This window comes from Acaryochloris marina MBIC11017 (assembly GCF_000018105.1).
In the GTDB taxonomy this organism is placed as follows: Bacteria; Cyanobacteriota; Cyanobacteriia; order Thermosynechococcales; family Thermosynechococcaceae; genus Acaryochloris; species Acaryochloris marina.
Genome location: NC_009925.1, coordinates 4,236,935 through 4,262,924, shown reverse-complemented (window position 1 = coordinate 4,262,924; position 25,990 = coordinate 4,236,935). Strand labels below are relative to the sequence as shown.

The 25,990-nt window shown below is 47.9% G+C and carries 23 protein-coding genes and 1 pseudogene; 10 read left to right on the top strand and 14 right to left on the bottom strand.

Annotated elements, in window-relative coordinates; all coding sequences use genetic code 11:
- Positions 1-267: 267 nt before the first annotated feature.
- Positions 268-2,190, top strand: a complete 1,923-nt coding sequence (locus AM1_RS19180) for a DUF11 domain-containing protein (protein ID WP_012164554.1) — start codon at positions 268-270, stop codon at positions 2,188-2,190.
- Positions 2,191-2,327: 137 nt separating this feature from the next.
- Here the strand turns inward: AM1_RS19180 and AM1_RS19175 are convergent, their stop codons facing one another.
- The 7 genes from AM1_RS19175 to AM1_RS19145 all read right to left on the bottom strand — a co-directional run bounded on the left by AM1_RS19175 (position 2,328) and on the right by AM1_RS19145 (position 7,625).
- Positions 2,328-2,699 carry a hypothetical protein gene (locus tag AM1_RS19175; protein ID WP_148215773.1) on the bottom strand — a complete coding sequence of 124 codons (372 nt, stop codon included), beginning with the start codon at positions 2,697-2,699 and terminating at the stop codon, positions 2,328-2,330.
- 100 nt (positions 2,700-2,799) lie between these two features.
- The gene (locus AM1_RS19170; protein WP_041660010.1) at positions 2,800-3,177 is read right to left on the bottom strand and encodes a hypothetical protein; all 378 of its coding nucleotides are present in this window, start codon (positions 3,175-3,177) and stop codon (positions 2,800-2,802) included.
- Positions 3,178-3,307: 130 nt separating this feature from the next.
- Entirely contained in the window at positions 3,308-3,985 is a 678-nt protein-coding gene (plsY, locus tag AM1_RS19165; RefSeq protein WP_012164551.1) for a glycerol-3-phosphate 1-O-acyltransferase PlsY, read from the bottom strand.
- 68 nt (positions 3,986-4,053) lie between these two features.
- Positions 4,054-5,052, bottom strand: a complete 999-nt coding sequence (gene mreB, locus AM1_RS19160; protein ID WP_041660968.1) for a rod shape-determining protein — start codon at positions 5,050-5,052, stop codon at positions 4,054-4,056.
- A gap of 183 nt (positions 5,053-5,235) precedes the next feature.
- The gene (locus AM1_RS19155) at positions 5,236-6,342 is read right to left on the bottom strand and encodes a DUF3086 domain-containing protein (RefSeq protein WP_012164549.1); all 1,107 of its coding nucleotides are present in this window, start codon (positions 6,340-6,342) and stop codon (positions 5,236-5,238) included.
- Positions 6,343-6,390: 48 nt separating this feature from the next.
- Positions 6,391-6,777, bottom strand: coding sequence for a DUF3119 family protein (locus tag AM1_RS19150; protein ID WP_012164548.1), 387 nt, complete (start codon positions 6,775-6,777; stop codon positions 6,391-6,393).
- A 50-nt stretch (positions 6,778-6,827) separates the two neighbouring features.
- A complete protein-coding gene (locus AM1_RS19145; protein WP_010470057.1) occupies positions 6,828-7,625 on the bottom strand; it encodes an MlaE family lipid ABC transporter permease subunit in 798 nt (265 codons plus the stop codon).
- 306 nt (positions 7,626-7,931) lie between these two features.
- Between AM1_RS19145 and AM1_RS19140 the strand changes: the two genes are divergently transcribed.
- Positions 7,932-8,411, top strand: a complete 480-nt coding sequence (locus AM1_RS19140) for a hypothetical protein (RefSeq protein ID WP_012164546.1) — start codon at positions 7,932-7,934, stop codon at positions 8,409-8,411.
- 20 nt (positions 8,412-8,431) lie between these two features.
- On the opposite strand, the gene AM1_RS19135 is transcribed toward AM1_RS19140, so the two are convergent.
- Positions 8,432-9,631, bottom strand: a complete 1,200-nt coding sequence (locus AM1_RS19135) for an argininosuccinate synthase (RefSeq protein WP_012164545.1) — start codon at positions 9,629-9,631, stop codon at positions 8,432-8,434.
- 276 nt (positions 9,632-9,907) lie between these two features.
- Between AM1_RS19135 and AM1_RS39875 the strand changes: the two are divergent.
- A pseudogene (locus AM1_RS39875) lies at positions 9,908-10,964 on the top strand (IS630-like element ISAcma41 family transposase).
- A 22-nt stretch (positions 10,965-10,986) separates the two neighbouring features.
- Here AM1_RS39875 and AM1_RS19120 read toward each other — a convergent pair.
- The gene (locus AM1_RS19120; protein ID WP_012160919.1) at positions 10,987-12,297 is read right to left on the bottom strand and encodes an IS701-like element ISAcma8 family transposase; all 1,311 of its coding nucleotides are present in this window, start codon (positions 12,295-12,297) and stop codon (positions 10,987-10,989) included.
- A gap of 502 nt (positions 12,298-12,799) precedes the next feature.
- On the opposite strand from AM1_RS19120, the gene AM1_RS19115 reads away from it, so the two are divergent.
- The gene (locus AM1_RS19115) at positions 12,800-13,192 is read left to right on the top strand and encodes a hypothetical protein (protein WP_012164544.1); all 393 of its coding nucleotides are present in this window, start codon (positions 12,800-12,802) and stop codon (positions 13,190-13,192) included.
- Positions 13,193-13,633: 441 nt separating this feature from the next.
- Here the strand turns inward: AM1_RS19115 and AM1_RS19110 are convergent, their stop codons facing one another.
- The 3 genes from AM1_RS19110 to AM1_RS19100 all read right to left on the bottom strand — a co-directional run bounded on the left by AM1_RS19110 (position 13,634) and on the right by AM1_RS19100 (position 17,456).
- The gene (locus tag AM1_RS19110; RefSeq protein WP_012164541.1) at positions 13,634-15,850 is read right to left on the bottom strand and encodes a tetratricopeptide repeat protein; all 2,217 of its coding nucleotides are present in this window, start codon (positions 15,848-15,850) and stop codon (positions 13,634-13,636) included.
- 1 nt (position 15,851) lies between these two features.
- Entirely contained in the window at positions 15,852-16,217 is a 366-nt protein-coding gene (locus AM1_RS19105) for a PadR family transcriptional regulator (protein WP_012164540.1), read from the bottom strand.
- A gap of 216 nt (positions 16,218-16,433) precedes the next feature.
- On the bottom strand, positions 16,434-17,456 hold the full coding sequence (locus tag AM1_RS19100) for a hypothetical protein (protein ID WP_041660967.1): 1,023 nt from the start codon (positions 17,454-17,456) through the stop codon (positions 16,434-16,436).
- Positions 17,457-17,596: 140 nt separating this feature from the next.
- On the opposite strand from AM1_RS19100, the gene AM1_RS19095 reads away from it, so the two are divergent.
- The 4 genes from AM1_RS19095 (at position 17,597) to AM1_RS19080 (ending at position 20,423) form a co-directional block, all read left to right on the top strand.
- On the top strand, positions 17,597-17,893 hold the full coding sequence (locus AM1_RS19095; protein WP_012164538.1) for a YiaA/YiaB family inner membrane protein: 297 nt from the start codon (positions 17,597-17,599) through the stop codon (positions 17,891-17,893).
- Positions 17,894-17,933: 40 nt separating this feature from the next.
- Positions 17,934-18,590, top strand: coding sequence for a Coq4 family protein (locus tag AM1_RS19090; protein WP_012164537.1), 657 nt, complete (start codon positions 17,934-17,936; stop codon positions 18,588-18,590).
- 71 nt (positions 18,591-18,661) lie between these two features.
- Positions 18,662-19,432, top strand: coding sequence for a hypothetical protein (locus AM1_RS19085; RefSeq protein ID WP_012164536.1), 771 nt, complete (start codon positions 18,662-18,664; stop codon positions 19,430-19,432).
- A gap of 49 nt (positions 19,433-19,481) precedes the next feature.
- Positions 19,482-20,423, top strand: coding sequence for a glycosyltransferase family 2 protein (locus AM1_RS19080; protein WP_012164535.1), 942 nt, complete (start codon positions 19,482-19,484; stop codon positions 20,421-20,423).
- A gap of 177 nt (positions 20,424-20,600) precedes the next feature.
- Here the strand turns inward: AM1_RS19080 and AM1_RS19075 are convergent, their stop codons facing one another.
- Both AM1_RS19075 and AM1_RS19070 read right to left on the bottom strand, forming a co-directional pair.
- Complete coding sequence (locus AM1_RS19075; protein ID WP_010480550.1) at positions 20,601-21,293, bottom strand: CPP1-like family protein; 693 nt, start codon at positions 21,291-21,293, stop codon at positions 20,601-20,603.
- 131 nt (positions 21,294-21,424) lie between these two features.
- The gene (locus AM1_RS19070) at positions 21,425-22,105 is read right to left on the bottom strand and encodes a hypothetical protein (protein ID WP_012164533.1); all 681 of its coding nucleotides are present in this window, start codon (positions 22,103-22,105) and stop codon (positions 21,425-21,427) included.
- Between the two features lie 418 nt (positions 22,106-22,523).
- Between AM1_RS19070 and phoU the strand changes: the two genes are divergently transcribed.
- Both phoU and AM1_RS19060 read left to right on the top strand, forming a co-directional pair.
- On the top strand, positions 22,524-23,195 hold the full coding sequence (phoU, locus tag AM1_RS19065; RefSeq protein WP_041660009.1) for a phosphate signaling complex protein PhoU: 672 nt from the start codon (positions 22,524-22,526) through the stop codon (positions 23,193-23,195).
- A 486-nt stretch (positions 23,196-23,681) separates the two neighbouring features.
- Entirely contained in the window at positions 23,682-25,988 is a 2,307-nt protein-coding gene (locus tag AM1_RS19060) for a ribonuclease R family protein (protein WP_012164530.1), read from the top strand.
- Positions 25,989-25,990 lie beyond the last annotated feature (2 nt).

Sequence of the window (25,990 nt, the reverse complement as noted above, 5' to 3'; positions counted from 1 at the left end):
TATGGCAATCGAACAATAATATCTGTTGTTCGCAAGACATCAAAAATATGTAATAGAGGGGTGAGAACAAAACAGCTTGTTTTGTTCGGTTATTTTATGAATTTCAATTTTTCAATCTAGCGTACTGCCAGATGAATGCGGCTTTGGCTCGGAGAAGTCTTCAGCCTTAGTTACTGCTGCCCAGAATTGTATCTGCTCACGCTTTGGGACTCAATAGCAGATTGGGCTTCCACTGGCCATTGCAAGAACAACACCACTCTTTCAACGATGAACAAGAGACGACAACAATTTCATTATGCTGTTGGGTTGGGGCTGGCCCTGCTGACTTGGGTAACAGCCACTCCTATCGCCACAGGGACGACTCTCCCTGTTACCAACGGCTTGAAATTTCAAACTAGTGGCCCCTTACGCTGTGCAAATATTGGAGACTGGTACACCACGAATGGCAGCAGCGGTGGCGGGGCTTGTAATGGTGCAGCCACCACCAGTACCGATAGAATTCACCGATTTGTCGTCGATATCACCCCCGAAATGATTACGGCCATGGGGGGGAGCGTCACGGTCAGTGTTGAAGATGCTGAGAGCAATGGCGCGCTTGATGAGGTCTCAGGCGCTGGTGACCCGACTCGGTTCCAGCTGCGGACAGCAGATGGCAATACGGTTCTACAATCTCAAACCGTCAATTCTGGTAGTCCCAATAACACCACGGTCAACTTTACGATCACAACCGCAGGCACATACCAAATTACGAGTGAAACCGGTGCGGGACCGATCTTTGGCGATAACACCACTGCTTTGAATAACGATGATAATAGCTTTCGGATTAATATCCCCGATGTCCCTGGCCTACCCCCAGCCTCCCAAGGCTTAGTTGGACAGTATCAGGGGACTGTTCAACATAATCAGAGGGGCACCTTAACCATTCCGTTTTACTTTTTGGTAGGCCCCGGCACAGGGAGTTTGTTTCTCCGCAACTTTGATATCGATAATAGAGGAACGTTAACCTATACCCGCCCCAATGGATCGACGATAGCGGGTACTAACTCTGGCAACGGTCGTTGGAATAATGGTGGAAACCTCAATACCGGAGGCGATACCATACCTGGCTTAACCCTATCTGATGCTGGGTTATGGGGACTCAGAGTTAATAATCTATCCAGCAACAATCAAATGATTGTGGAGGCAAATACGGGAACAGGAGACCGTCTAGTTCTCTATAACGAACCACCGACTCGAGCGGGGGATGTTGCAATTACCCCGGATACGACTTTATCAACAACGATTGGTGTAGCGGTTGATCATCCTTTTATCGTCACCAATGAATTTCTAACCACAGACATTATCAACCTAAATCCTGTTAGCACCAATGCTAACTATACGGTCCAGTTGCTGGATGCTAGCGGCAATGCTTTGGCCGATACAGATGGTGATGGCCAGCTAGATACGGGAATTCTAAACCCTAATCAAACCCAGAGTTTTATCTTACGAGTCACCCCTTTAGCTGGCGCGAATGCGTCGGATGTCACCGAGATTCAAGCGACATCTTTTATGGATCAGCAAGTTGATCCAACCAATAACAAAACCTTGTCCATTGCCAAGACCACAACCCTCCCACCGCCTAAACTGGTTCTCGTCAAACGTATTACGGCGATCAATGGCAATCGAACTATTAATCCCAATGACAATACGGTGCTGAATCAGTTTGTGGATGATGTCACAACCAATGACAATGAGGCTGGCTGGCCAAGTAATTACTTAACAGGCGCTTTCTCTGCAGGGTTGGTCCGCCCAGGCGACGAAATTGAATATACAATTTACTTTCTCAATGCTGGGGGGCGACCTGCTTTTGACGTAACCATCTGCGATCGCTTACAGCCGTTCCAGACCTTTCAACCCGTTTCATTTCCATCCAATGGAGATGCAGAATTTCAGCTAGGAACCAGTGCAGTCATACCGTTGACTGCAGCAAACGACAGTAGTGATCGCGCCCTGTACGCCACTCCCAATACAGCGATACCGAGTGAGTGTAATCTTGCTGGCCCCAATGGCAATGGAACGTTCGTCCTCAATTTAACGGGCAATACGGGAACAGGCCTGCCGAATCTACCTAGCCTCCCACACTCAACTGGAGTAGGTGCCCCCAATGATTCCTATGGGCTGTTCCGTTTCCGCACCACCGTAGATGAGTAAAGCAGAATCAGACTGAAATTAGCACCTGAGAATACCAGGCCACACATTCAATGCTAAACCTGTAAAGCCACTCGATTTCTCATGCATCTCAATGTTAGGTTGCACTTGAGTGGTGATCTGGTTTGACAGACCAATTCCTATTCATATCTCTCCTTCTTAAAGGGGAGTTTGGGAACGTTTCCATTCCACTCAACAGTAAGCGGTCTGTCCCCCGTTGCATACTCTGATGTGAGATAACCTTCAGTTGCAACGTAACGCCCCGTCAACCAATGGCTGTCGATGACCCAAGTCCAATAATTCCCAGAATGCAGCGCTCCAGCATCGTTGACAACTACCTCATAAGTTTTGCCATTGGGAGCAGTAATTGAGGGGAGTTGGCGAGAATATTCAGTGAAGGGAGTAAACGCTACGCCATGAGGAATCAGTTGGTAATAGATGCGAACGCTGACAGCTAACACGCTGAAAATACACCCCACAGAAATTAGTGTCTTACGCGTTAGTCTTGGCATGAACAATATTGCCTAAATTACGTTGATATAGAAGGTCATAGGGTGGCTTGCTCCGTTTATTATCAACAACTCTTCAGCCGCCTCTCGGTGAAACAATGGGTTATCCGTGATCATCGACTACACCCCATAAAGAAAACTCCAATCCATCAAGTTTCTGAGGGTTCGCCCCCACAGAGAAGGCTTTCTCTATCAGCGCAGACGACTCACCAACCGTAACAAGCTTGGAATAACACCCCCGTCGTTCGGGAATCGGAAAGTCAACCAGTACAACTCGTAAATACGTGGCATCTTCGACCTCATCCGGTAGGGTCTCTTCAAAACAAAATTGGATAGTGTATCCCTGATCGTCAATAAGTCTGAAGAAGTTTCCTTCAACCCTACAAAAGTCAGTCCATCGGTTCAATGCATCAATGAGGGGCAGCTTTTTTGAATGGTTAGACTCGACCACATCATTGATGTCCTGCCAAAAAGCTTTCATGGTGTGGCTCACAGGACTCACCTTTCCTCGTCATCAGGGATAACGATAATTCAGGAGCTAGATGGCAAATATGTTTTTTTGAAAGCTGAGAAATAACAAGACAATCCAGTTTTTGAGTCACCATTTCAGGTTAAGTGGCATCAGTAGATACAGCTTTCTTCTGGCCCAAGCGGGGTTCAGTCCCTGCCAATAACCGTTGAATATTGGCCCAATGCCGCCATACCACGTAGACACCTGCCGTGATGCTAAAAAGCACATAGGCCAAGGGTTCTTTGGCAACAAACATCAAGACGGGTAGGGAAATCGCTGCACTAATCGAACTGAGGGAGACAATTCGAGATAGGGACACCACCAAAGCAAAAATCCCTAAAGCCGCTAGACCCACCGTCCAGCTCATCACCAATAACACCCCTAACCCAGTTGCCACAGACTTCCCACCCGTAAAATTCAGCCAGACGGATTTGCTATGGCCCAAAATTGCCATCAGCCCAGCCATAATCACAACTAGAGATAGCCACAGGCCAATATTGGTTGTCGCTGGCGCTTGAGTCAAAAACATAGGATTCCCATAGGCCCAACGCACTAGAGCGACGGCTCCCGCTCCTTTGCAAATGTCCACCCCTAACGTGGCTAAGCCCGGCCCCTTGCCTAAGGTCCTTAAAACATTCGTGGCCCCCGTGGATTTAGAGCCATGCTCACGAATATCAATCCCTTGGAGAGCCTTACCCAACAAATAGCCTGTGGGAAAAGAGCCTAAAAAATAGGCAACGATTAACAATACACCGTTACAAAGGAGCCAAATAGCCATGGGAAACCAAACGTCCTGAACGCACTTAACTCCTATTGTTCCACGTCTAGCGGCTCAGGCTACAGAGTCTAGAGACGTTTTTGCAACACCCGTTCCAAGGTTTTGAAATTTTCTAGGACCTTGCCTGTGCCTAAGGCCACACAGCTGAGGGGATCAGATGGCACATGCACCACTAGCCCCGTCTCATAGCTAATCAGGGCATCTAGACCTTTCAGCTTGGCCCCGCCCCCCGTAATCACAATGCCTCGATCAATTAAGTCTGCCGCCAATTCTGGAGGGATCTTTTCCAGAACTTTTTTAATCGCCGAAACAATCCGATTCAAGGACTCGGACAAGGCCTCCCGAATTTCTGAGCCCTGGAGTACAACACTCCCTGGCAAACCGGACAAAAGTCGCAGGCCCGAAATCTCTAGCTCTGCTTCATCATGCTCAGGATGGGGATAGACCGTACCAATCTTCATTTTTACGGATTCTGCTGTTCTCTCGCCTATCAGCAGATCATGATTCTTTTTGACATGACGGCAAATAATATCGTCAAACTTGTTGCCTGCCACCCGCAGAGATTCCGTTACCACCGTGCCCATATAGCTGACCACGGCAATTTCAGTAGTGCCGCCACCAATATCCACCACCATATTGCCAATTGGTTCTTCTACAGGTAAATCGGCCCCGATGGCAGCGGCGACAGGTTCGTCAATCAGATAGACTTCCCGCGCCCCGGCTTGGGCAGCCACTTCGGATAGGGCCCTTTTTTCGATACTGGTAGAACCGACGGGACTACTAATAATCACCCGTGGATACAGTAGGGTCTGGCCCTTCTGGACCTGCTGAATAAAATGCTTGAGCATCAGCCGAGCCGTATCAAACCCCACAATCACCCCATCTGACAGAGGCCTATTCACATCAATACTTGCAGGATTACGCCGCATCATGGCTTCGGCTTCGCTGCCGATTGCCAGCAAAGACCGACTGGTTTGATCGAGCGCAACCACTGAGGGTTCTCGGAGTACAATGCCTTGATCGCTGAGAAAGATGAGGGTATTTGCAGTGCCCAGATCAATGCCAATGCCGTGGGATAGATGATTTAACGGACCCAACTCCTAATACCTCCTAGACACCTAAATATCTCTAATGCAGATAAAGTCCCCGATATTGTCTAAAGAAATGTCAGGTTAAACCCTTGTGTGATCACTCAATTCCTTGCTTAGTCTAGCGGTCTTTTTCCCACTACAGCGAATTATTCAGGATCTCTATTCAAACCAATCAAACGTGGCTCGTTCTTTGCGAAGTTGCGGTTCTGGCGCAAAAGCTAACCAGAGGGGAAATTGCAGAATCGATAGACTGACTTCCTCTTCCGCATCATCAATCAAAATTAAGGGGAGCTGTTGTTCTTTGACGAGCCGATCCGCTTTTTGAGCCAGGGCATCGGGAGATTCAAACAAAATTAAACCTCGCTCTGGACCAAAATCCGAGCGATCAATGCCAAGACAGTCCTGTAAACCCCGCCGCCAATCCCCTAGCCGTTCTGGGGAATTTGCCAAAATCAAGGTGCGAACACTATTGCCGTAAAGCTGGCGCAAAATTGAGATGGTGGCTGAGGCCACCAAAATATTTTGTAGGCGACTGCTTAAAGTACGCAAGGCACCACGGCCGCCAAAGGTAAAGAACCAGCTCGCGACCCGCTCTGCATGAATGGGTTCAAAGGTGCGGCGCAACTGCCAAGGCGGACCGTAATAGTTTGGATTCGTACGGTATTGATCGAGAATTTGACGTATCTGTCGAGTCTCTTCCTCAAATTCCTGGGTGGCAAACTTAGGGCCTCGCTGAGGCGGCGTAGACCGCTGTTGAGGGGGACGAGATTGTCGGGAGGGACCTGAACGAGGGGGGCGCTGTTCCGCAGGCCGCCGTTCCGCTGCTGGTTCTGGTCGAGGAGTAGGGGCGACCTGTGGCGCTGGAGCCTGAGGCTTCGCTGTTTCTTTGGGAGCCAGCTCTAATTTCTCCGCCGCGATCACGAGGTCCTGCAAACTGGTGACGAGATAGTCATGGAAGCCGTGGATTCGAATCGCTAAATCTTGGGACACGCCCGCAAAGCTTTGGCGCATTTCTGCTTGGACCCGCTCTTGACGACGCTCAAGCTGATCGACAGCAATCTGTAAGGTTTGCTTGCGCTCTTCCAGGGTTTTGAGGTGGTCATTGGCAAACCGTTCTAGGGCGGTTTGGGTGGCCGAGAGCTGCTGTTCCAGGAGCTTGGCTTTCGTCCCTCGCAGTTCAGCAATTTCCGCCCGCAGGGTCTGAGCGTCTTTTTGAAGTTGTTCCACAGAGGGGGTGTTGTTAGCAATACCGGAAGAATCAGTCACGTTAAATCCATTTGAATCAGTAAAACGATGGCCGTTGAGCAGAATACCTTAAGATCTGGGGCATCGCTCTTCTAGACAGGTCAATAGGGCTCGGGCATCAAAGAGCATGGGCATGAAGTGAATACTCTTGACCTCTTTGAAAAAGAACAAGATGGGAACAGGAGGCAATAAAATCAGCCAGTCTTGCCAGTCGGCAAAGGGGAACTGACGCAACTGTTTCTCGCCTCGGTAAAGCTCAAAGGCTGTAGCGGTGAATTGAACCTGAACGGTGGCGGCCTGAAAGCCCAGAAAACACCCTAATAAGATGACCGGAACACCCGCCCAAGGGGTAAGGAAGGTGAGGATCGTGCCTGCGATCGCAACTCCAATCGGCACCCAATAGCGGGGGGTTAAAACTACCGTTGATTGTGTATCAGAAACCTGAGAAACAGCCATTTCGCATTCATAGGGTGAGCAAACTGTTTTCCATTCTAAGGGGTTCTGCTTCACAAGTTTTGTAAGGCTGTTCCTCCTGCCCCTTGAAACATCACCCAAGACAAGAAAAAGTTGGTCATAAACACCATCACTAGGGCTGTTACCACCGCTGCGGTGGTAGATTGTCCCACCCCTTTGGCTCCACCATAGGTGGTTAACCCCCAGCTAGAGCCAACAATGGCGATAATGCCACCAAAAATAGCAGCCTTAATCATGGAGTTCCAGATGTCCCAAACCCCCAAAAAGCTGTGGACTGAATCTAAGAAAACGCTATAGGGAATGTCATAAAGAACAGACGCCACCACCATGCCACCCGTTACCCCCGCCACCAGAGAAATTAAAGTCAAAATCGGCAACATCAAGGTACAAGCCAATAGCCGAGGTACAACTAGATAATCCACTGGATCCGTATCCAGCATTTGGAGGGCATCGATCTGTTCTGTCACCCGCATCGTCCCAATTTCAGCCGCGAAGGCCGAGCAAACTCGCCCTGTAATAATCACGGCGGTTAGCACCGGAGCCAATTCTCGGGTGAGGGCGAGGGCCAATACGCCCCCCACGGTCTGCACTAGACCAAAGGCAATAAACTCTCTAGCGACTTGAATGGTAAATACCATGCCCACAAAGCTAGCGGTCAATAGGGCAACCAGCAAAGACTCTGGTCCTACAATCGCCATCTGCTCAATGGTATTGCGGCGATGAATTTTGCCCCTAAGCAAATGCACCACCACTTGCCCGCCTAGAAATATGGCTGCAACCAAGCGACGGCTCCAAATATTGAATCCCGTCCAGGCCAGTAGAGATTTCACAAACACCTAACCTGGGCTTTCGCAACAGGGAACAGAAGGCAGGGTTTGGGGGATATCAATCATACTGTCTCATCGCTAAACGAGTAACTGGCGACAAACCACCAACAACATACTACTTTGGCACTGAAGAATTGTGATACCAAAAACCACTTCCCGTAGAAGTAAATCACAGCTCAAGCCATTTTCAATGCTTAGAATGCAGACCAAGAGCAACTAAATCAGCCTTTTACCCTTGACGGACAGGCAAAGATTGACCGTCAAGGGTCGCTTTGAATCCTTTCTTGTAACTGTGTTCTGGAGTCCTCCATGAGATTGACCTTTTCGCCTCAATCATTGTTCACTTGGAACTATTGGGTTACGGGGCAAGATATCATTGGTGCGATTGAATTTAACGTTGGCAAGGACTCAGGCCAAATTGTTCTGGGGTCTACAGCCTATGCCATCCACCAGGATTCGCAGTCTGGAGAGTGGCGACTGTTAGCCAACAACACGGTTCAAGCATCCGCCTGCAGGTTCGGATCGAATACCCATAGTTTTGAGGTCACCTACGGACATCAACGCCTTTCTTTGCGGTCAGGACGCTTTGGGGGCACAGCACTCACCATTCATCGGCAAGATGGTACCCTGCTAGGAGACATTCGCCCCAACTCTCTTGTGAACCGCAAAGCTAAATTACATTGTTCACCTGAAATTGGTGTCTTAATTCAACTCTTTCTGTTTTGGCTAACGGCGTTAATGTGGCAACGCACTTCTCACCCCCATGCATACTTCAGGAGTGGTTGCTGAGATGCTAAGCAGGTCAGTCCTTATCGCTGTTGTTGCGACCAGACCCGAGTTGGTAGCCCCCAAACGTAGATAAATCCTTCAGCAGCTTTGTGATCGAAGGCATCTTCAGCGCCATAGGTTGCCAGGTCCGGCGTATAGAGAGAATGAGGAGATTGGCGACCCACCACCGTTGCCGCCCCCTTAAATAGCTTCACCCGCACCGTACCGGTTACCTGTTTTTGTGTTTGCTGAATAAAGGCGTCTAGGGCATCTTTGAGAGGGCTAAACCAGAGGCCGTTATAGACGAGTTGGCTATAGGTTTCTTCAATGCCTCGCTTGTAATGGGTAACATCTGCGGTCAGGGCAAGGCTCTCTAGTTCCCGATGAGCTTGAATCAGTACAAGCAGAGCAGGGGCTTCATAGATTTCCCGAGATTTAATACCGACCAGGCGATTTTCCACCATATCGATACGGCCCACCCCATGATTGCCGACGATCTGATTGAGCTGTTCGACTAGAGCAACAGGGCTTAGGGCCTGGCCATTTAGCTGCGTAGGAAGACCCTGGGCAAAATCAATATCAACGTACTCGGGCTGATCAGGGGTATCGGCAATGGCCTTCGTTAGATCGTAGACTTCCTCTAACGGTTCGACCCAAGGATCTTCCAAGGGGCCAGCTTCCACACTCCGCCCTAATAAATTGCGGTCAATACTGTAGGGGGAAGATTTTTTGACGGGGGACTGCACGCCATACTTTTCGCCATAGGCAATGGTTTCTTCCCGGCTCATACCCCATTCACGGGCAGGAGCTAGCACTTTGATGTCGGGATTAAGAGCGGTAATAGACACATCAAACCGCACCTGATCATTGCCTTTACCCGTGCAGCCATGGGCAACAGCATCGGCTCCATGGATCTCAGCGGCTTCCACCAGCAATTTGGCAATTAATGGTCGAGCTAAGGCCGTCGATAAGGGATATCGATTTTCGTAGAGGGCGTTGGCTTGGATGGCAGGAAAGGCATAGTCAGCAATAAAGCTTTCGGTGCCATCGGCAATTAAAGATTGGGCAGCTCCTGCATCTAGGGCTTTTTTGCGAATGGGCTCTAGCTCATCCCCTTGGCCTAAGTCAGCAGCCAGGGTGATAACTTCTTCAACACCCCATTCGTGCTTGAGATACGGAATACAAACGGAGGTGTCAACGCCTCCAGAATAGGCCAACACAACTTTTTTAGCGCGCCCCATGATCGCTCTTTTCCCTGCAAAACTGCGTTCCCTATTATGCAGGGTTAAAGGTCAGATTGCTACCAAGTACCAGTAATTGATGACACTAACTCGTAGTGTACTCGAGAGGGTGAAATGGTCAGTCCCGCTCAGTGCCCATTTTCATAGAGAGCTAAAGAAGTTTTGTGGCAATTCCTGCTTGCAAGATCAGTTATACTGCGTACGACTTGCGGCTTAACATTGTAGTGGAGAGATTTGGCAGACTGGGAGTATCCCTCAACCGACTCCCCTACTTGCATGATTAAAATTGATTTCACCGCAGAGGAAATCCAACACCTCAATTACGAACGCTATCATCACCCTCACCCACGGGTGCAGCGACGGATGGAAGTGCTCTACTTGAAAAGTCAGGGTCTTCCCCATGCCCAGATTTGTCAGCTTTGTCAGATTAGTCGTCCGACCTTAGCTAAAACCCTTCGTCTGTATCAACAAGGCGGAATTGAAGGGTTGAAAACCCTGGAATACAAAGGTCAATCCAGTTCACTCAACGCTCATAGCGATAGTGTGAGAGCCTATTTTGAGCAACACCCGCCCCGCACCAGTGCAGAAGCCCAAGCAGTCATTGAACAATTGACAGGTATTAAGCGTTCTCCAACCCAGATTCAAAGCCTTCCTCAAACGCATTGGTTGTCGCTCTCGAAAAGTGGGGTATGTGCCGGGAAAGTCGAGTCTGCCCGAGAAAATTGAGGAGCAAGAGCAGTTTCGACAAACTCGCCTTGAACCCTTATTAGAGGAAGCTCAACGCCAAGAGCGTCTTGTCTTTTTTGTGGATGCTGCTCATTTTGTTCACCGGGCTTATCTGGGGTTTCTCTGGTGCCTTCGTCGGATCTTCATCCCTTCTCCTTCTGGCCGTCAACGATTCAATGTTCTGGGTGCACTCAACGCTGTCACCAAAGAAGTCACCAGTATCACCAACCACACCTACATCAACTCTCATAGCATGTGTCTGTTGCTAGCCAAGCTGGCACTACTCGACCCAGTCATACCCATCAGCGTCATTTTAGACAATGCCCGATATCAAAAATGCCAGCTGGTGACTGACTTTGCTGAGATCGTCGATATTGAGTTAGTCTATTTGCCCTCCTATTCACCCCATTTGAATTTGATTGAGCGGCTTTGGCGCTTTGTGCGCAAGGAATGTCTCTACTCGAAGTATTATTCGGATTTTCACTCTTTCAAAGGGGCCATTCAACAGTGCATTGACCAATGCAATACAGAGCATAAGGCGAAACTAACCAGCCTGCTCTCACTCAAGTTTCAGTCTTTCCAGAAAGTTAATCTCTTAACCGTCTAGAGTATAGCCCTCTTTTATCACTTTAGACAGAGAGAAAATCAGGATGCTTGAGCAATTTCCTCACCAGTGGACAGCAAAATGCCTCCATCTTTGATGTGAGTTGCTCAAACCCCTTTTTCAAAGCACGGCTGGGAAAGACTTCTAACCAGCGCTTTAGAAGATTCCAACTGATTAACGGTTGAATGATCAAGCGCACATTATTGAGCAGATTCTTCCACCCGTTTTGGTTATCCCACCAAGGATGCTGCGCAAAGTGTTGATGTGCCACTGGACAAGAGTCATTGAAGACATCAGCGAACAAACTCACCATCAAGAAAGCGCTCATCACTATCTCCCACCACTTTTCAATTTGTTCGTAGTGCGTCATGCGAAAATCAGCCCAACCCAAGGTATCTTTAGACTGTTTGAGACCATACTCAATCCAAGTTCTGAAGCCATAGCAATCCCCAATTTCATCCAGCTTGATCTCGGGTGCCGCTGCCATGACATAAGAGGTTGAGTTCTCTGGTAGCGTTTGGGGGTCCGTGGTTAATAGCCAATAGCGCTTCTGGTGGTGTCGCTGGCCATAAATGATCTCTTGCCTGTAACGAGTTTCAGTGGTGCCATTGCTGAAGGTTCGTTCAAATGACTGCCACGGTTCGGCAAAGACTGCTTGTTCTGCGGGTAACCACACCGCATGATTGCTACGAATCGCTAGGATATAGGGCAGCTTTAACTCCTCTAAGACATTCACAAAGTTTGTTTGAGCTTCCCCATACAAGCTGTCAGCCAGGACGAGCTCAAAGCAAAAGCCCATCCCTTGCAACTGTCGGATCATTCCAGCAGCAATTTGGGGTTTGCTGAGATACTCATCCTCCTCTTTAAGACGTTCTCGGGGTTTGTACACTTCAAAGGACAAAGGCAAAATCATCCCTTGAAACAGCCCGTAGGCAGTGACTGCGACGATGCCATTCTCTTTCTTGCCCACATTGCCGATATACTGCCGTTTCACATAGTCGGTACTCTTGCCTTTTTTGCAATCGCCCGTCTCATCGATCAATAGAATTAACCTGCGCCCATCCAGTATTTTCAAGATGATGTCCAATCTCTTGTCAGACAAATGTGACGCTACCCAAGGTGATTCACTCAGAAAATGATGCAGGCTTTGATGGTTCTCCAAGCCCACTGCTCTTGCAATGGCGGGCAATGATTTACGTTTGATATCACTAATCATCCCCAGATGGAGATGCTTGAAGGCTTCATAACTGCGGACTTGGGGAAATAACTCTGCAAATAGTTGGCAGTACTCATCAACAAAGCCAATGGTTGGTTCTGGACTTCTTGAAGCTGACATCACTCATTAGAAAAATAGAAACTGAGAATAGTCTATTTTTTATCTGTCTAAAGTGATAAAAGAGGGATAGATTTTGACTATATCAAGAAGTGACTCTGAATTTTCCTAACAAAAATTCAAATCACTAAAAATCTAATCTTCTAGACAGTTAGATTTTTCTCTGCAAGATTCATAATTCTAATTCTTCTCATAAAAATCTCACAAAAATCTCAGCTAACTTCAATAGTTTATTCAGATAAACATCACTAGCCTCTCATGCTTCTTGAGTAGATTAAGGGTATAGGGATGAAGCACTATTAAACTCAAGTTCAGTAAAATATTAACTTACATAGCACTTTCTATATCTGCTGGCATCAACTTAAGGATTATAGATGTAGAATAATCAGCCCTTATTGAGTCAGATTCAGTCGAGCAATAGGATTGATCAAAAAATAAAATCAATACGCAACTCTTACTGCCTCAATTTATAGATATTTATTAAAAATCTTCAGAAGTCATTTTTATGGTTAACTTAATCGAGTTTCAAATTTCAGTGCAAGATACTCAAGCAAAAGATGAAAAAATCATCGATTTTCTGGCTCATCTAGCGATGGATCTAGAACGTCAAAATGCTGTTGTTACCCCTGCTCAGCTGCCTAGTCAGGCTGATCCAACTGGACATTGTTCCGCAGAAAGCAGCAGTAGTCTTCTCAATATCGAAATCAATCGAGATAATTGGCAAACCTGCAGCCAGTGGCTTTATGAGCGCCTAGTGGGGACTACAACCAAGGTGAAATTTGAACATAAAGACTTTGAGTTTGCTTTTCAAGAACGCGATCAGCAACTCGCGCATAAGGAATTTGAAGTCTTAGTCAACTGGATGGAAACCTCTAGAAAAGTGCTAAATGCAGTATAAGAAGATCTGCTTATACTGACTACTCTGAGAGCGTTGTCAGAATAAGCTACAAATTTCTTCAGCAAATCCTATGTTGCTTATTCTCCTGCCAAACGGAATTCTGGTTATACAGGGTTAAAGCTCGGATTGATATTGCTATGGGAGCTTGGTCCCTAGTATCAAACGCTTAAAGCTGTTTCATGGAAATAAGACACGATCCCTATTGCTGAGTTTGTTGTGCTTGCGGTTGCAGGAAGAAAGGGTTTACTGAGCTGGGAGGAGATTGAGTAATTTACACAATACTTGATCCAGGAGTAATGGCAATCAGGCTGCCTATCAACCAGCGAGTCGATTCTTCTGACACACTAATTTGCAAGCTAAATGCTGGCTTCTTCGTTTGGCTTTTCATTGAATATTACTGATAATTCCCATCTCAAGCATTATGAGATTCTTCAGGTGTTTCTATTTGTCGATTTTTCGCCTTATGGATGGCAATCCTAGATTATCTAAAGGAATTTGAATATAGATTGCTAAGATTAATGCCAATGTTTCTTTCAGCATACGCAGTTGGATATACAACTTGGGCCGTTGCTCACTGTGCATTTGCTTTTTGAGCAGGACTAAATTTGCCACATACTCTTCTGGAAAAACAAGGATGAGTTGTCCTGTTAATGAGATATTGAGTGGACTACGGGATTTGAGAAGAACAAATAAGAAGATACCTGCTGAAACAGTCGGGATGAGTAGATAGATAAATTGCCATTGCAGAGACTTTGTTGTGATGTTTGGGACAACAGAGGTGTCTAAATTTGCATCTTCTAAGAGGACTGAAAGTTTCTGTGAAATGGATGCAACTTCTGCTAACTGCCCAGCAGATTGAGCAATGCTAATCAATACATAATATTTGGGGTGGATTTTTTCCGCTGGGTGGAGGGCTAGATGCAAAGTCTCCAGCGCCCGCTGGGAATCATTCAACTGCCCATAGGCTTGAACAATGCTATCCAATGCATCAACTTTGACCCCAGAATGTTGGATTTTTTCCGCTTGCTGGAGGGCTAGATACAAAATCTCCTGCGCCCGCTGGGAACCGTTCAACTGCCCATAGGCTTGAGCAATGCTACTCAATGCATCAACTTTATGCCCAGAATAGTCGATTGTTTCCGCTTGCTGGAAGGCTTGCTGCAAAATCTTATGCGCTCGCTGGGAATCTTTCAATTGCCCATAGGCTTGAGCAATGCTACCCAATGCAGAAGATTTGTACCCAGGGTCGTCGATTGTTTCCGCTTGCTGAAGGGCTTGCTGCAAAATCTCCTGCGCCCGCTGGGAATCTTTCAATTGCCCATAGGCTTGAGCAATACCACCCAATACATCAACTTTGACCCCAGAATGTTGGATTTTTTCCGCTTGCTGAAGGGCTTGATGCAAAATCTCCTGCGCCCGCTGGGAATCTTTCAATTGCCCAGCAGCTTGAGCAATGCTACCCAATACAGAAGATTTATCCCAAGAATGTTGGATTTTTTCCGCTTGCTGGAGGGCTTGATGCAAAATCTTATACGCCTGCTGGGAATCGTTCAACTGCTCAGCAGTTTGAGCAATGCTACCCAATGCAGAAGCTTTGGACCTAGAATCGTCGATTTTTTCCGCCTGCTGGAGGGCTTGCTGTAAAATCTCTTGCGCCCGCTGGGAATCGTTCAACTGCCCATAGGCTTGAGCAATGTTATGCAATGCAGAAGCTTTTTCCCAAGAACCATAGATTTTTTCCGCCTGCTGGAGGGCTAGATACAAAATCTCCTGCGCCCGTTGAGCATCTTTCAACTGCTCAGCAGCTTCAGCAATGCTACCCAATACAGAAGCTTTTTCCCCTTTTTCCGCTTGCTGGAGGACTTGCTGCAAAATCTCCTGCGCCCGCTGGGAATCTTTCAATTGCCCAGCAGCTTGAGCAATGCTACCCAATGCAGAAGATTTATCCCAAGAATGGTCGATTTTTTCCGCTTGCTGGAGGGCTTGATGCAAAATCTTATGCGCTCGCTGGGAATCTTTCAATTGTCCATAGGCTTGAGCAATGCTACCCAATGCAGAAGCTTTGGACCTAGAATCGTCGATTTTTTCCGCTTGCTGGAGGGCTTGCTGTAAAATCTCTTGCGCCCGCTGGGAATCGTTCAACTGCCCATAGACTTGAGCAATGCTAAGCAATACAGAAGCTTTAGACCCAGAATCGTCGATTTTTTCCGCTTGCTGGAGAGCTTGCTGCAAAATTTCTTGCGCCTGCTGGGAATCTTTCAACTGCTCATAGGCTTGAGCAATGCTAAGCATTACAGAAGTTTTTTCCCGCAATGCAGAATTTTTATCCCAAGGATCGTCGATTTTTTCCGCTTGCTGGAGGACTTGCTGCAAAATCTCCTGCGCCGACTGGTAGCTCTCTAAATCAGCCCCTTTGACAAATCTTGGAATATCCAAATGGGGATCTTCTTGAAGTACTTTCAAGCGTGAAGAAAGTTGTTGTATCTCTTCATGGCGTTCAATATGGTCGTGATAGCTAGAATACTGCTGAAGCTGATCCTGAAATGTCAAAATACGGGGAACAGAAAAGCTAAGCGCAACCACTCCCCCAGTAATTAATAAAAATCGTTTTAACCAGAATTTTTTTAGTTTTTTTCTTTGTTCCTCTATCTTTGACATATCAAAGCAACCTCCAAGCCAGTTGTCCCTGCCCCGATCGCTGAGCCAACATTGACCGATATTGCTGGACTCCACTGAGGGTATTGGCCCCCAACCCCGTCACCTTGTAATACTTGCGCCGGGCTCCACCAGAGTCATCCACCTCATCCCCCCATCGCCAGGAAATCAAACCCTTCTTCTCTAAACGGTTTAGGGCTGGATATAAACTACCGAAACTTAGTGTGATCGGCCTGCCCTGATTCAGTTCATCCAAAATCTCTAAGCCATAGAACTCTCGTCCCAAAAGAACCGTGAGGATATCTTCATCGATTGCAGACAATCGCACAGGCTTTTCTGTTTGCGGTTTATCTTTGCGCTTTTGTGCCATTAGTTTCTTCGATTACTCGAAATCTATTTTTTTCAACTACTATATGTTTTTATAGTAGTTGACATTAATTTAACACATTTCTCAGAAGTTGGTGGCAAGTCCTCCTATAAAGTCACCCAAATTCGGCATCAACCAGCAAGCAGCGCCAGCTTCATCACACCCAGCTTCAATGAAGAACAAAGAGTAAAAGTCCTACTGTATAGGAGATTGAGAGTTCTATCTGTTCGTATCTGAATAGCTTTGAAGACTCTGTAAGTCCACAGCTAAAAACCGATCCAATGGTCGGTACATCCAATACATCGAACTCGTCGAATCTAGACTCGTCTTTTGAAAGTTCAACATCACTCCCATCTTTTCGTATAGGGGGTGAATCACTAGAGTATGTAGGTCACAGAGATTCGGAAAATCCTGTTGCATGCGCCGCAACGTTTCCTGGGTATCGATTAGAAACGGGACTTGATAGTGGTCCCAATAAAGCGGGTCAATCATCCAGCTGCGCACATACACCGACACACAATTTGAATCGCCCGGCGTTGCCATTTGGAATGGATCCACCTCTGTCAGAGTACTCAAATGCAGACCCTTACTGGGTGCCGAAAAGAAATTGACATCGGATTCACTATCCGTTGGATACAACAAATAAAAACCCACTGGATTCAGGGTATTCACCTGCCGCAACACCCTCATCCCGGTTCCATACTGCTTGGCCCATTGCCGAAGTCTCAACATAATTCGGTGTGGTGCCGTTTCCGAGTTTTGGTTCATCCAGTTGTAGTTCCGGGCCAGCAAGTTCGCCACTGGAATCGCATCACAGCGAGGGTCAAAATCATCAGTTTTTAGCTCGACGGTTTCTTCTGAGGTATCCCACCCTTCTGGCATCGGCTGAATTTCGATCCAGGTAGTATTGCCATCAAACTGCTTTTGGACCAAACCGAGGGCTGCAAGCTTATCCAGCATCATCCCAGCAGCGCGATCGCTCCCTTGGTCCTTATCAAAGTAAAACAAGTCTGCCGCTTGTCGATGGGTACAAATGACTTTTTGAGTGGGCAAGACCAAATCTTTCAGGGGAGGCCGCAAGCATGGTTGGTCTGCAAGCTGTTCTTGCACTAGGGCATAAATCCAGAGGCGGACAAAACTCTCAGCCCGAACCCGCGTTAGACCGACTCGCTGAATCAATTTCTCCACGGTTTGCTGCTGTTGTTCAGGGGACCACCACTGATCTAGATCTTCAGTATTCAAGAACTTCACTTCCCTTCACCCTACTTCAGTATAGTTCTTGGCCCTGATATTGCTTCAAAGCTCTACGGTGTAGTCATTGTGGCCTCACCAACGCAGAAGCCAGAATGCAATTAATCAAATCAAGCCCAACGGAGGCCATCATGAGCGACAAACAAATCACCACTCCCACCGTTCACACCAGTGCTTGGATTGCCCAAACCTGGATTTCTTTTACTGTTTCTATTGCCGCTACCGCCATCGGTATTGTCTATATGCCCGTTAACCCTTGGATGAAGGGGTACTTGGGCATGGGCACCTTATTCTCCATCGGCTCCACCATCAGCTTGTCTAAGACTATCCGCGACGTGGAAGAGTCGAAACGGGTGCTCAGCCGTCTGGATGAAGCCAAGTTAGAAAAACTATTGGCCGAGCATGACCCCTTCAACAAAGTGGTTTAGCCCCTTATCCCATTCAGCTCATTATTTAAGGACTTTCAATATGCTTCTGTCTCACCCCCTCACCACGTCCCGCAATGCCTTCAGTATTAGTAAGGGCGTTATTTCCCTCCTTCGCAATCCCAGCAATACCCAGTCTGTCTATGACATTGAAGATGGGCTCTACGGTAGTCAAGCCATGAAGTTGGCAGTGGACTTTATTAAGGCTGATGCTAATACCGCCGAGTTGGTGCAGGACCGTTATATTGCCCCTTCCCCCGATCTCGAAACACTGCTGCAGTATCCCCAAGACTCCCTGGGCTATTGCTATGCTGCCTCGCTGACGGAAGCGGGGTTTGACCCGGAGTTTTACCGTGCGATCGCAGTTCGAGACGATGCCAGCTACATCCTCCTCCGACTCCGCCAAACCCACGATATTTGGCATCTGATCACCGGATTCGGCACTGATGTGGCGGGGGAACTGGGCCTGAAAGCCTTTGAACTGGCTCAAACTCGCCGCCCCATGGCCTTGGTCCTGCTCACCTTTGGCTTACTCAAGGCTCTGCTCAAAACCCCTGATGCCCTTGCCACGCTACTACCAACCATTTCCCAGGGATATCAGCTGGGACTTCGAACCCAACCGCTGCTATCCCAAAAGTGGGAAGCGCAATGGGAGAAACCGCTGCAGGAGTGGCGACAAGAGCTGGGCTTCACCGGCTGAAAGCTGAGACATTCCACAGGCAGTGTTGGACTGCTCGTGGGCTCACATCAATATTTAAGGAGTGTAAGACTATGAGATATATCGCATTCGGTCTGCTAGCCTTTCTAGCCTTAATTATTCTGGCTGGTTATGGCGCCGTTAGCTGGGTAGATATCGCCACCATTCAGTTTATGGATTGGATTATGGAGCTCGCCATCTTTGGATGGTTGGTGACCATTACCACCGTCCCTTGGAACGTCCATTTTCAGGCCCGCGAAGTGGTAGCGGAAATCAACCTCTCCCTTGAAAAAGGTATTCCCATTGATTCGGAACAGCGCCAATATGCCGTGATGGTCGATCGTCGAAGTTTATGGATTGCCTTGGCTCTGCATGGGGTCTCTGCCATCGGCCTCTTTGCCTTAGCCTGGTGGCACATTAGCGCCATTGGCTATTTGGGTTCCCTAGCGGCTCTCCTTTTGACTGTGCTACGTCCTAGCATCAGAGCCTACGCTTTTCTCGCCCGACGCCTATCAATGATTCAGCGCCAGTGCAAATATCCCCGAGAAGATGTGTTGGAGTTACGGGGCCGCATTGCTATGCAGGAAAAGCAGACTGAAAGTCTAATGCAACGGCTTAATCTAGACGATCCAACCGCCTGGATTAGTGAGCAGCAGCGGCAATGGGAGTCTATCCGCCAGGATCTCAATCGAATGATGACGGCTCTGGAAACCCTCAAGGTCAATAATCAGGTGGAACATCAGCAGCTAGCGAGGGATACAGAGAGTGCGATCGCAAATCTCAGCGAAGACGCTCAATTCCTCAATCAAGTCCGAGAGCTGATCCGCTTTGTCAAAACGGCTTAAGCTCGCCCCGCAAGCTATCCTAAACACGAGTATCCCTAAATATCATAACTTGTTTTTTAGTGTTATTATCCCCACCTATAATCGTCTGCCGATCTTGCAAAAATGCTTGGCAGCCCTCTCCCAGCAGTGCTTATCCCCTCCTCATACCTACGAAGTGATTGTGGTGGATGATGGTTCAACAGACAAGACACTCTCCTGGTTACACGCTCAGGCATTTCCCCAACTACAGCATTACTGTCAGTCTCACCAAGGCCCAGCTGCTGCCCGTAATCTCGGCCTGCAAATGGCCCGAGGCGATACCATCGTGTTTATCGATAGCGATTTAGTCGTCACCGAGTCCTTTTTACAATCCCATGCTGAGGTTCTGCAGGCGGCACAGCAGCGGTTGGGACATGATCGACTGTTCACCTATGGCCGCGTCATTCAAACTTGCAACTTTGCAGATCCATCTGCTACTCCCTACAAACTGTCAGACTATTCAGCCGCCTATTTCGCCACCGGAAATGTTGCTATTGGTCGTCATTGGCTAGAACAGACCGGAGGTTTTGACTCCAGTTTTCAGCAATATGGCTGGGAAGATTTAGAGTTAGGCGTGCGACTCCAACAGCTTGGCCTCAAACTGGTCAAAGCCCCTAAAGCCGTCGGGTATCACTGGCATCCCCCTTTTAGTCTCGATCAACTGCCTCAGTTAATCGAACAGGAACAACAGCGGGGACGAATGGGTGCTCAGTTTTACCTCAAACACTCGACCCTTCCCGTCAAGATGATGGTCCAGCTCACTATTTGGCATCGTTTACTCTGGGGGTTATTGACCTTGCAAGGCCACTTAAACGAACAGTCCCTCAACCCGCTCCTGCAATTTTTGATCCGCCACCATCACCCACAAATTGCCCTAGGCATCGCCCGTATCTTCCTCAACTGGTATCAGGTGCAAAGCACTCACCGCGCCTATATTCAGCACAGAGAAATAGACCTTAGTACTCAAAACTGATGGCCGCTGTAAGACGTCGTTAGCCCCCACCCATGAGCCAGCAGGGCAGCCTATCGCCCCAACAGATGATGTAACACCTAGCCTTCAAGCCTGGATGATCGACTCGATCAAAACGAGCATAATGACCATTCGGTAGCCCTCACCTATCTAATGGTGCTGGTTATTTCTGAGAACCCATTATCTGAGGAAGCTATCCACTAGCCACAGCATCACGAAGAGCACACAACTCAAAATAGCTTGAGGTTGAACCGGATCGGTTTGTAAACCGGTTTGCAAAAGGGCAGACCCAATCAAGGCTCCCACACCAATGGCAGCCAAGGTCAACAGTAACGCCCGTCCTAGTTTTTGCTCTTTACGATTCAGCCAGTACAGACTAAAACCAACCCCAAGGGCTAACAGAAACGCCAGAGTATCAACGGATTGGGACAACAGGGCAATCCCAGCCAGAGTCGTATAGCAAGCGCCGACAATGGTAATTTCCTGCATATCGGGCTGATCGATGGACTGCTGCAGCCAGTTGGGTGACGGATTCAGTTGCGGCATGCTGAGCTTCGGAGGCTTTTTCTCCGCCAAGCGTTCGGCAAAGCGGATGCCTTCAGGGACCTTGATTTTGCCTTCTTGTCGCTTACGCAACCGATCCATCAGTACAGAATCATAGGCCGCTTCTACGGTTTGCCGACATTTCTCGTCTTCTTGGTTCTGTGCAATGATGCGATCTCGGGCATTTTGGATATCTTCAAAAGATGCGTTTTCAGCAACTTCCAGGATTTCATAAGGATTTTGCTCGCTCATGCGTTTTTCTTCCATTGCCCTAAACTCTTGCCGACTCACATTCTGGGTTATATCGGGAACGTTAAAAAACGCTCTCATAAGAATCTAACAATAAAGATTCACCTTTACACCCTAATATGCTTAATTTACTCTTGCACACAACTTTCAGATTCTCTTCTAACTCCAGGGGTAAAATCTGGGAATCTGATGCAAAAACTTAACATTTCAGGTTAGAAGGGAGCCTCATCAATGTTGGCTTGGGATTGCAAAAAATCTAGGAATTCCAGCAGCTCCTGATCGGTCAAATGTTGGCGGGAACGCTTGTTATAGGTTTGTTGCAAATGTTGTCGTCCTTGGGTGCTGGTCCATCCTAAGCGCTTCAGTTCCACATCAGTTTGGGCAATAATATCTGACAAATCGAGGGGAGAGTCTAGGGCTGCTGTATCAACCGAGGGGGATCGAGAGGCTTTGCGTTTTGAAGTGGTTGCCTTTGGTTTCTGTCGCCGACTGGCCCCTCGACGAGGGGGCGCTTCTTCTACAAAGTCTGGAGCTGACATATCTTGCATTTGCAAGCTGGGATCATCCCACTCCGGCGCCGCGTCGAGGGCCCGGTTGGCGATGGCCTGCAAGTCTTCCGATAAGGATGCAGGCTGTAAACGTGCCTGATCCTGTTCCCCCATTAAATGGGCCTGGGTTTCAAAGGTTGCTGCTTCGATGCCCAAAACCACTAACGCTCGAGCCCGGGCATGGTCTTCTGCCTCTTCCACCGTCGATGCCGAAGACAGTCCTGTTGCTAAGGTTGTACCTCCCACTTGAATCAAGGCACGAACAATGTAGTGGTCTGGTTCGGCCTTCAGTAACTCAGAGGTGAGACTCCCTGTCGGATATTGTGACCGGAACTGCGAGTACATCAACTGCCTCCCAGCAATCATCTCGACTGACGAGCATAACGTTAACATGAACCGCAAAATTGCGTCTCAGTAGATTTAGACAAGCCAGTAGGGATCACCAGAGTGTGTTTTGAACTACTAAAAAATATGCAGATTTTGCTTAGACTTCATGTTGGGGTTACCTATTACCTCAGTATTGGAGATCCATTCAAAGGATGGATGGGGTCACCACCTTTAACCTGGCCTTTATGAATATAACCATTGATTTTCCATACTCTTAAAGATTATTTAAAAGCAGCTTGTCAATTGTCCTAATTATCTGATTTCTAAAAGCCAGCTCTAATTGAATGCTGATTTTTGGAAACGGGGTAACTTAAAACAATAAATTTAAATCACAAAGATTGTCCTAGACGTTATTAAATTAGTAAATAATAAAGAAATGTTAATCCAATCGCCTTTGCCCAAAGTGACAAAACCTATTCGCAGTCAGTTTGAGCGACAAGTCCAAACTATTCAAGGTGATGTCTTACGCATGGGGGCATTGGTTGAGCAGTCCTGTCGTTTTGCCCATACCGCTCTGTTTAACCGCGATTTATCGGTGGTGGATACCCTCGCCAAGCAGGATAAGAAGATTGATCAGTTTTATAAACAGATTGAGGTGCAGTGTCTGCAGTTAATTGCGTTGCAGTCCCCGGTGGCCAGCGACTTAAGGCTAATCGGTACGCTGATGCAGCTCATTCGAGATTTAGAGCGGATTGGGGATTATGCCGAAGATATTGGCGAAGTCGCCGTTAAACTGTTTCCCTATCCAGTTGCCCCCTACATGCCCGAAGTCGAGCATATGTCAGAACTGTGCCAGAGTATGTTGGCCATGAGTTTGTCTGCCTTAACCCAACTGGATGCGGAAGTTGGCCTCCAAGTCAAAGTGGAAGATGATGCTGTAGACGATTGCTACGACAATTTATACGATGTCCTCGCTAGCCAATCTATTTCTGGCCCCACGGAACCTTTATTGTTGTCGATGTTAGTGATTCGCTCTTTAGAGCGAATGGCCGATCATGCCACTAATATTGGACAAAGGGTTGCATTTATTGTGACTGGAAAGCGATAAGGCTCGGCAGTCTCCCAACCTTTAAAAATCGGAAATTGGTATTAGGAACCCATTGACAAATTTCGTTTGACAGTTGTTCCCCTGTGAGGAACGATCAATAAAGCATACAATGTTCATAGGGCGCTTCAGGTTTTCATACTCAAGCACTCGATGCTCTAACTGTTTTGCTGCAGTTCCGTCAACGTCTCAGAATCAATGCTGCGATCGCAAAAAACGGATCAAGGTCCATTACAAAACCTAATCCTTTTCTAAAACAGCATTCTCTAACCCCTTAAGTTTGCTAGACCATTGCTTAAAGGGCCATGAGCTGAGATTTTTTCTGATGGGTATGAGTGTCAGTGACCTAAGCGGTTTGAATCATGCTCAATCTTGTCAAGCTATTCCCTCCAGGAGAACAGATGCTCCTGGCATTATGGCGAGAACGATCAACAAGGTTGGCACTGAGTTGGAGCCGGGCCCTAGCCACAATGAAGGACGAAAAGTTGCATGGAATTTTCGATTAGTACTCTGCTGAACAACTTTGCAGATGATAAGTTACTCGCTCCAAAAGCTTTAGAAAAAAAATTAGATTGCCAGGCTTCTGATGGCATCAGACAATTACAAATCACCTTAGAGGCCCTAGAAAAAGTCGGTATCCTCACCAAAGAGCGCGGCAAATATAAGCGTCTCCCAGAAGAAGGGGTTGTTGAGGGAAAGCTCCGCTGCTCCAGTAAAGGCTTTTGCTTCGCTATCCAAGATCAAGACGATACGGAAGATATTTATATTCGAGAGAGCCAGCTGAATACAGCTTGGAATGGTGATCGGGTCCTGGTTAAAGTCACCAAGGAAGGTCGCCGTCGCCGTAGTCCCGAAGGTGAAGTCCGCCTCATCCTAGAACGCTCCAACCCATCTGTGATTGCCAGGGTCAAGAAAACAGAAGCGGGGGAGTATCGAGCCGTCCCCCTCGATGATCGCCTTTTATTTGAACTCGCCCTCCATCAGGAAACCGATGGCCCCGACCTGGAAGCGGCGATTGATCAGCTTGTACATGTGGAGATTGTTCGCTACCCCTTAGGGCAGCTGTCCCCTCTAGGCCGGGTCACCCAAGTTCTAGGGAGTGATGCCCAATCGGCGGCTGATACAGAGCTTGTCTTTTGTAAGTACGATTTGCCTCGCTCTTTTCCTGAAGATGTTTTAGCAGAAGCTGAAGCCCTGCCGAAAAAGCTGCGCAAAGCCGATCAGAAAAAGCGGGTGAATCTGCTGAAGGTGCCCACGTTTACGATTTGCGATCGCACCCCCAATCCCACTCAACTCGACCATGCTTTTTCCGTCGAAAAATTAAAAGGCAGCAAGTGGCGCGTGGGCGTCCATGTCACTGACTTAGTCTACTATCTCGACCCAGACTCCTCCATCGAACGTCAGGCTAGCCAACGGGGGGCCGCTATGTTCCTCGGGGATACGGCACTGCCCCTCTTCCCAGAAACCTGCATTGAGCGCATTGGTGCCCTCACCGCAGGCAAAGATCACCTCACGTTTTCCATCTTGGTCACCTTGGATAACGAGGGGGAGGTTCTAGAATTTGAAATTCAGCCTTCTGTGATTCATGTCGATCAACACTTAGCCTATGAACAAGTGCAAGAAATTCTGGATGGAGATCACAAAGATAAGTCCCTCGCAGATGCCATGCAGCTGTTTCAGACGGTGAGTGAGGCCCTGAAAAAGCAACGCTATGATCGCGGTGGCTTTGATCTGTTGCTGTCCACCGTTCCTCCCCAAATCATGGGTGATGAAGGGGATTTAGGAGCCGTTATCTTAGCGTCCCCCACCCAAGCGCACAGCATCATTGCTGATCTGTTAGTCCTCGCCAATCACCTGGTTCTTTCCCATCTGCAGGCATTAGCCATTCCAGGGGTTTATCAAATCCAAGCTCCACCTGATGCTCAAGATCTCCAGGATCTACTCAAGTTGGCTGACAATATCCAGCTCTCCCTCGGTTTGCAGCAGGAAGATACGGTTCAGCCCCAGGATTTCCAAACCTTTAGCCAAACCTTTCAGACTTCAGAACGCTCAGCCATCCTATTTGAGCTACTGCAATCCACCCTCAAGCCCGTCCAGTACAGTGCGGTGTCAGGGCCACATTTTGGTTTAGCCCTTGTCAACAACTATGGCCACTTCACCTCTCCCCTCAATCGATATGGCGATTTGCTCAATCAGCGCATTTTACATGCGGTCTTTACAGAAGGGCGCGATCGGCGCACATCTCGAGCCAAAGAGAAAGTGAATTTGCGCCATAGCGATTGCCATGGGCAGATTAGCTGGAATGTCTTACCCCCGGAGACCCAGCGGCATTTAGATGCCTTGATTACGGACGCGATTCCCCAATTGAATGAGCAAGCCGACTTAGCCCGTCAAGCCTGCCAGGATCTAACGGGGCTGCAAAAGACCAAGCAAATGCAAACTCATACGGGAGAAGTATTACAGGGTATTATCACCGGAATTCAGTCCTATGGTTTCTTTGTCCGCATCGAGACGCTCATGGTCGAAGGGTTAGTACATGTTAGCTCCCTCAAAGACGACTGGTATGAATACCGCTCTCGCCAACAAACCTTAGTGGGTCGCAAAAATCGCTGTCAGTATCGTTTGGGTGATCGTGTTGATGTCGAGGTCAAGAGCGTTGATTACTATCGCCAACAAATCGACTTAATTGTCGTCGGTGGTGGTAGCGAAGCTCCTGAAGATGAGGTGACCGAAGCGCCCATCAAAGTGAATGGTGAAGATGAGAGCGATCTCCCCGATGAGACAGAAGAGGAATAGCT

Bases quoted from the DNA above. Each gene is read 5' to 3' on its own strand.
- AM1_RS19180 (WP_012164554.1), top strand. From the start codon at position 268: ATGAACAAGAGACGACAACAATTTCATTATGCTGTTGGGTTGGGGCTG.
- AM1_RS19175 (WP_148215773.1), bottom strand. From the start codon at position 2,699: ATGCCAAGACTAACGCGTAAGACACTAATTTCTGTGGGGTGTATTTTC.
- AM1_RS19170 (WP_041660010.1), bottom strand. From the start codon at position 3,177: ATGAAAGCTTTTTGGCAGGACATCAATGATGTGGTCGAGTCTAACCAT.
- plsY (WP_012164551.1), bottom strand. From the start codon at position 3,985: ATGGCTATTTGGCTCCTTTGTAACGGTGTATTGTTAATCGTTGCCTAT.
- AM1_RS19150 (WP_012164548.1), bottom strand. From the start codon at position 6,777: ATGGCTGTTTCTCAGGTTTCTGATACACAATCAACGGTAGTTTTAACC.
- AM1_RS19140 (WP_012164546.1), top strand. From the start codon at position 7,932: ATGAGATTGACCTTTTCGCCTCAATCATTGTTCACTTGGAACTATTGG.
- AM1_RS19135 (WP_012164545.1), bottom strand. From the start codon at position 9,631: ATGGGGCGCGCTAAAAAAGTTGTGTTGGCCTATTCTGGAGGCGTTGAC.
- AM1_RS19120 (WP_012160919.1), bottom strand. From the start codon at position 12,297: ATGTCAGCTTCAAGAAGTCCAGAACCAACCATTGGCTTTGTTGATGAG.
- AM1_RS19115 (WP_012164544.1), top strand. From the start codon at position 12,800: ATGGTTAACTTAATCGAGTTTCAAATTTCAGTGCAAGATACTCAAGCA.
- AM1_RS19110 (WP_012164541.1), bottom strand. From the start codon at position 15,850: ATGTCAAAGATAGAGGAACAAAGAAAAAAACTAAAAAAATTCTGGTTA.
- AM1_RS19105 (WP_012164540.1), bottom strand. From the start codon at position 16,217: ATGGCACAAAAGCGCAAAGATAAACCGCAAACAGAAAAGCCTGTGCGA.
- AM1_RS19095 (WP_012164538.1), top strand. From the start codon at position 17,597: ATGAGCGACAAACAAATCACCACTCCCACCGTTCACACCAGTGCTTGG.
- AM1_RS19090 (WP_012164537.1), top strand. From the start codon at position 17,934: ATGCTTCTGTCTCACCCCCTCACCACGTCCCGCAATGCCTTCAGTATT.
- AM1_RS19085 (WP_012164536.1), top strand. From the start codon at position 18,662: ATGAGATATATCGCATTCGGTCTGCTAGCCTTTCTAGCCTTAATTATT.
- AM1_RS19075 (WP_010480550.1), bottom strand. From the start codon at position 21,293: ATGAGAGCGTTTTTTAACGTTCCCGATATAACCCAGAATGTGAGTCGG.
- AM1_RS19070 (WP_012164533.1), bottom strand. From the start codon at position 22,105: ATGTACTCGCAGTTCCGGTCACAATATCCGACAGGGAGTCTCACCTCT.
- phoU (WP_041660009.1), top strand. From the start codon at position 22,524: ATGTTAATCCAATCGCCTTTGCCCAAAGTGACAAAACCTATTCGCAGT.
- AM1_RS19060 (WP_012164530.1), top strand. From the start codon at position 23,682: ATGGAATTTTCGATTAGTACTCTGCTGAACAACTTTGCAGATGATAAG.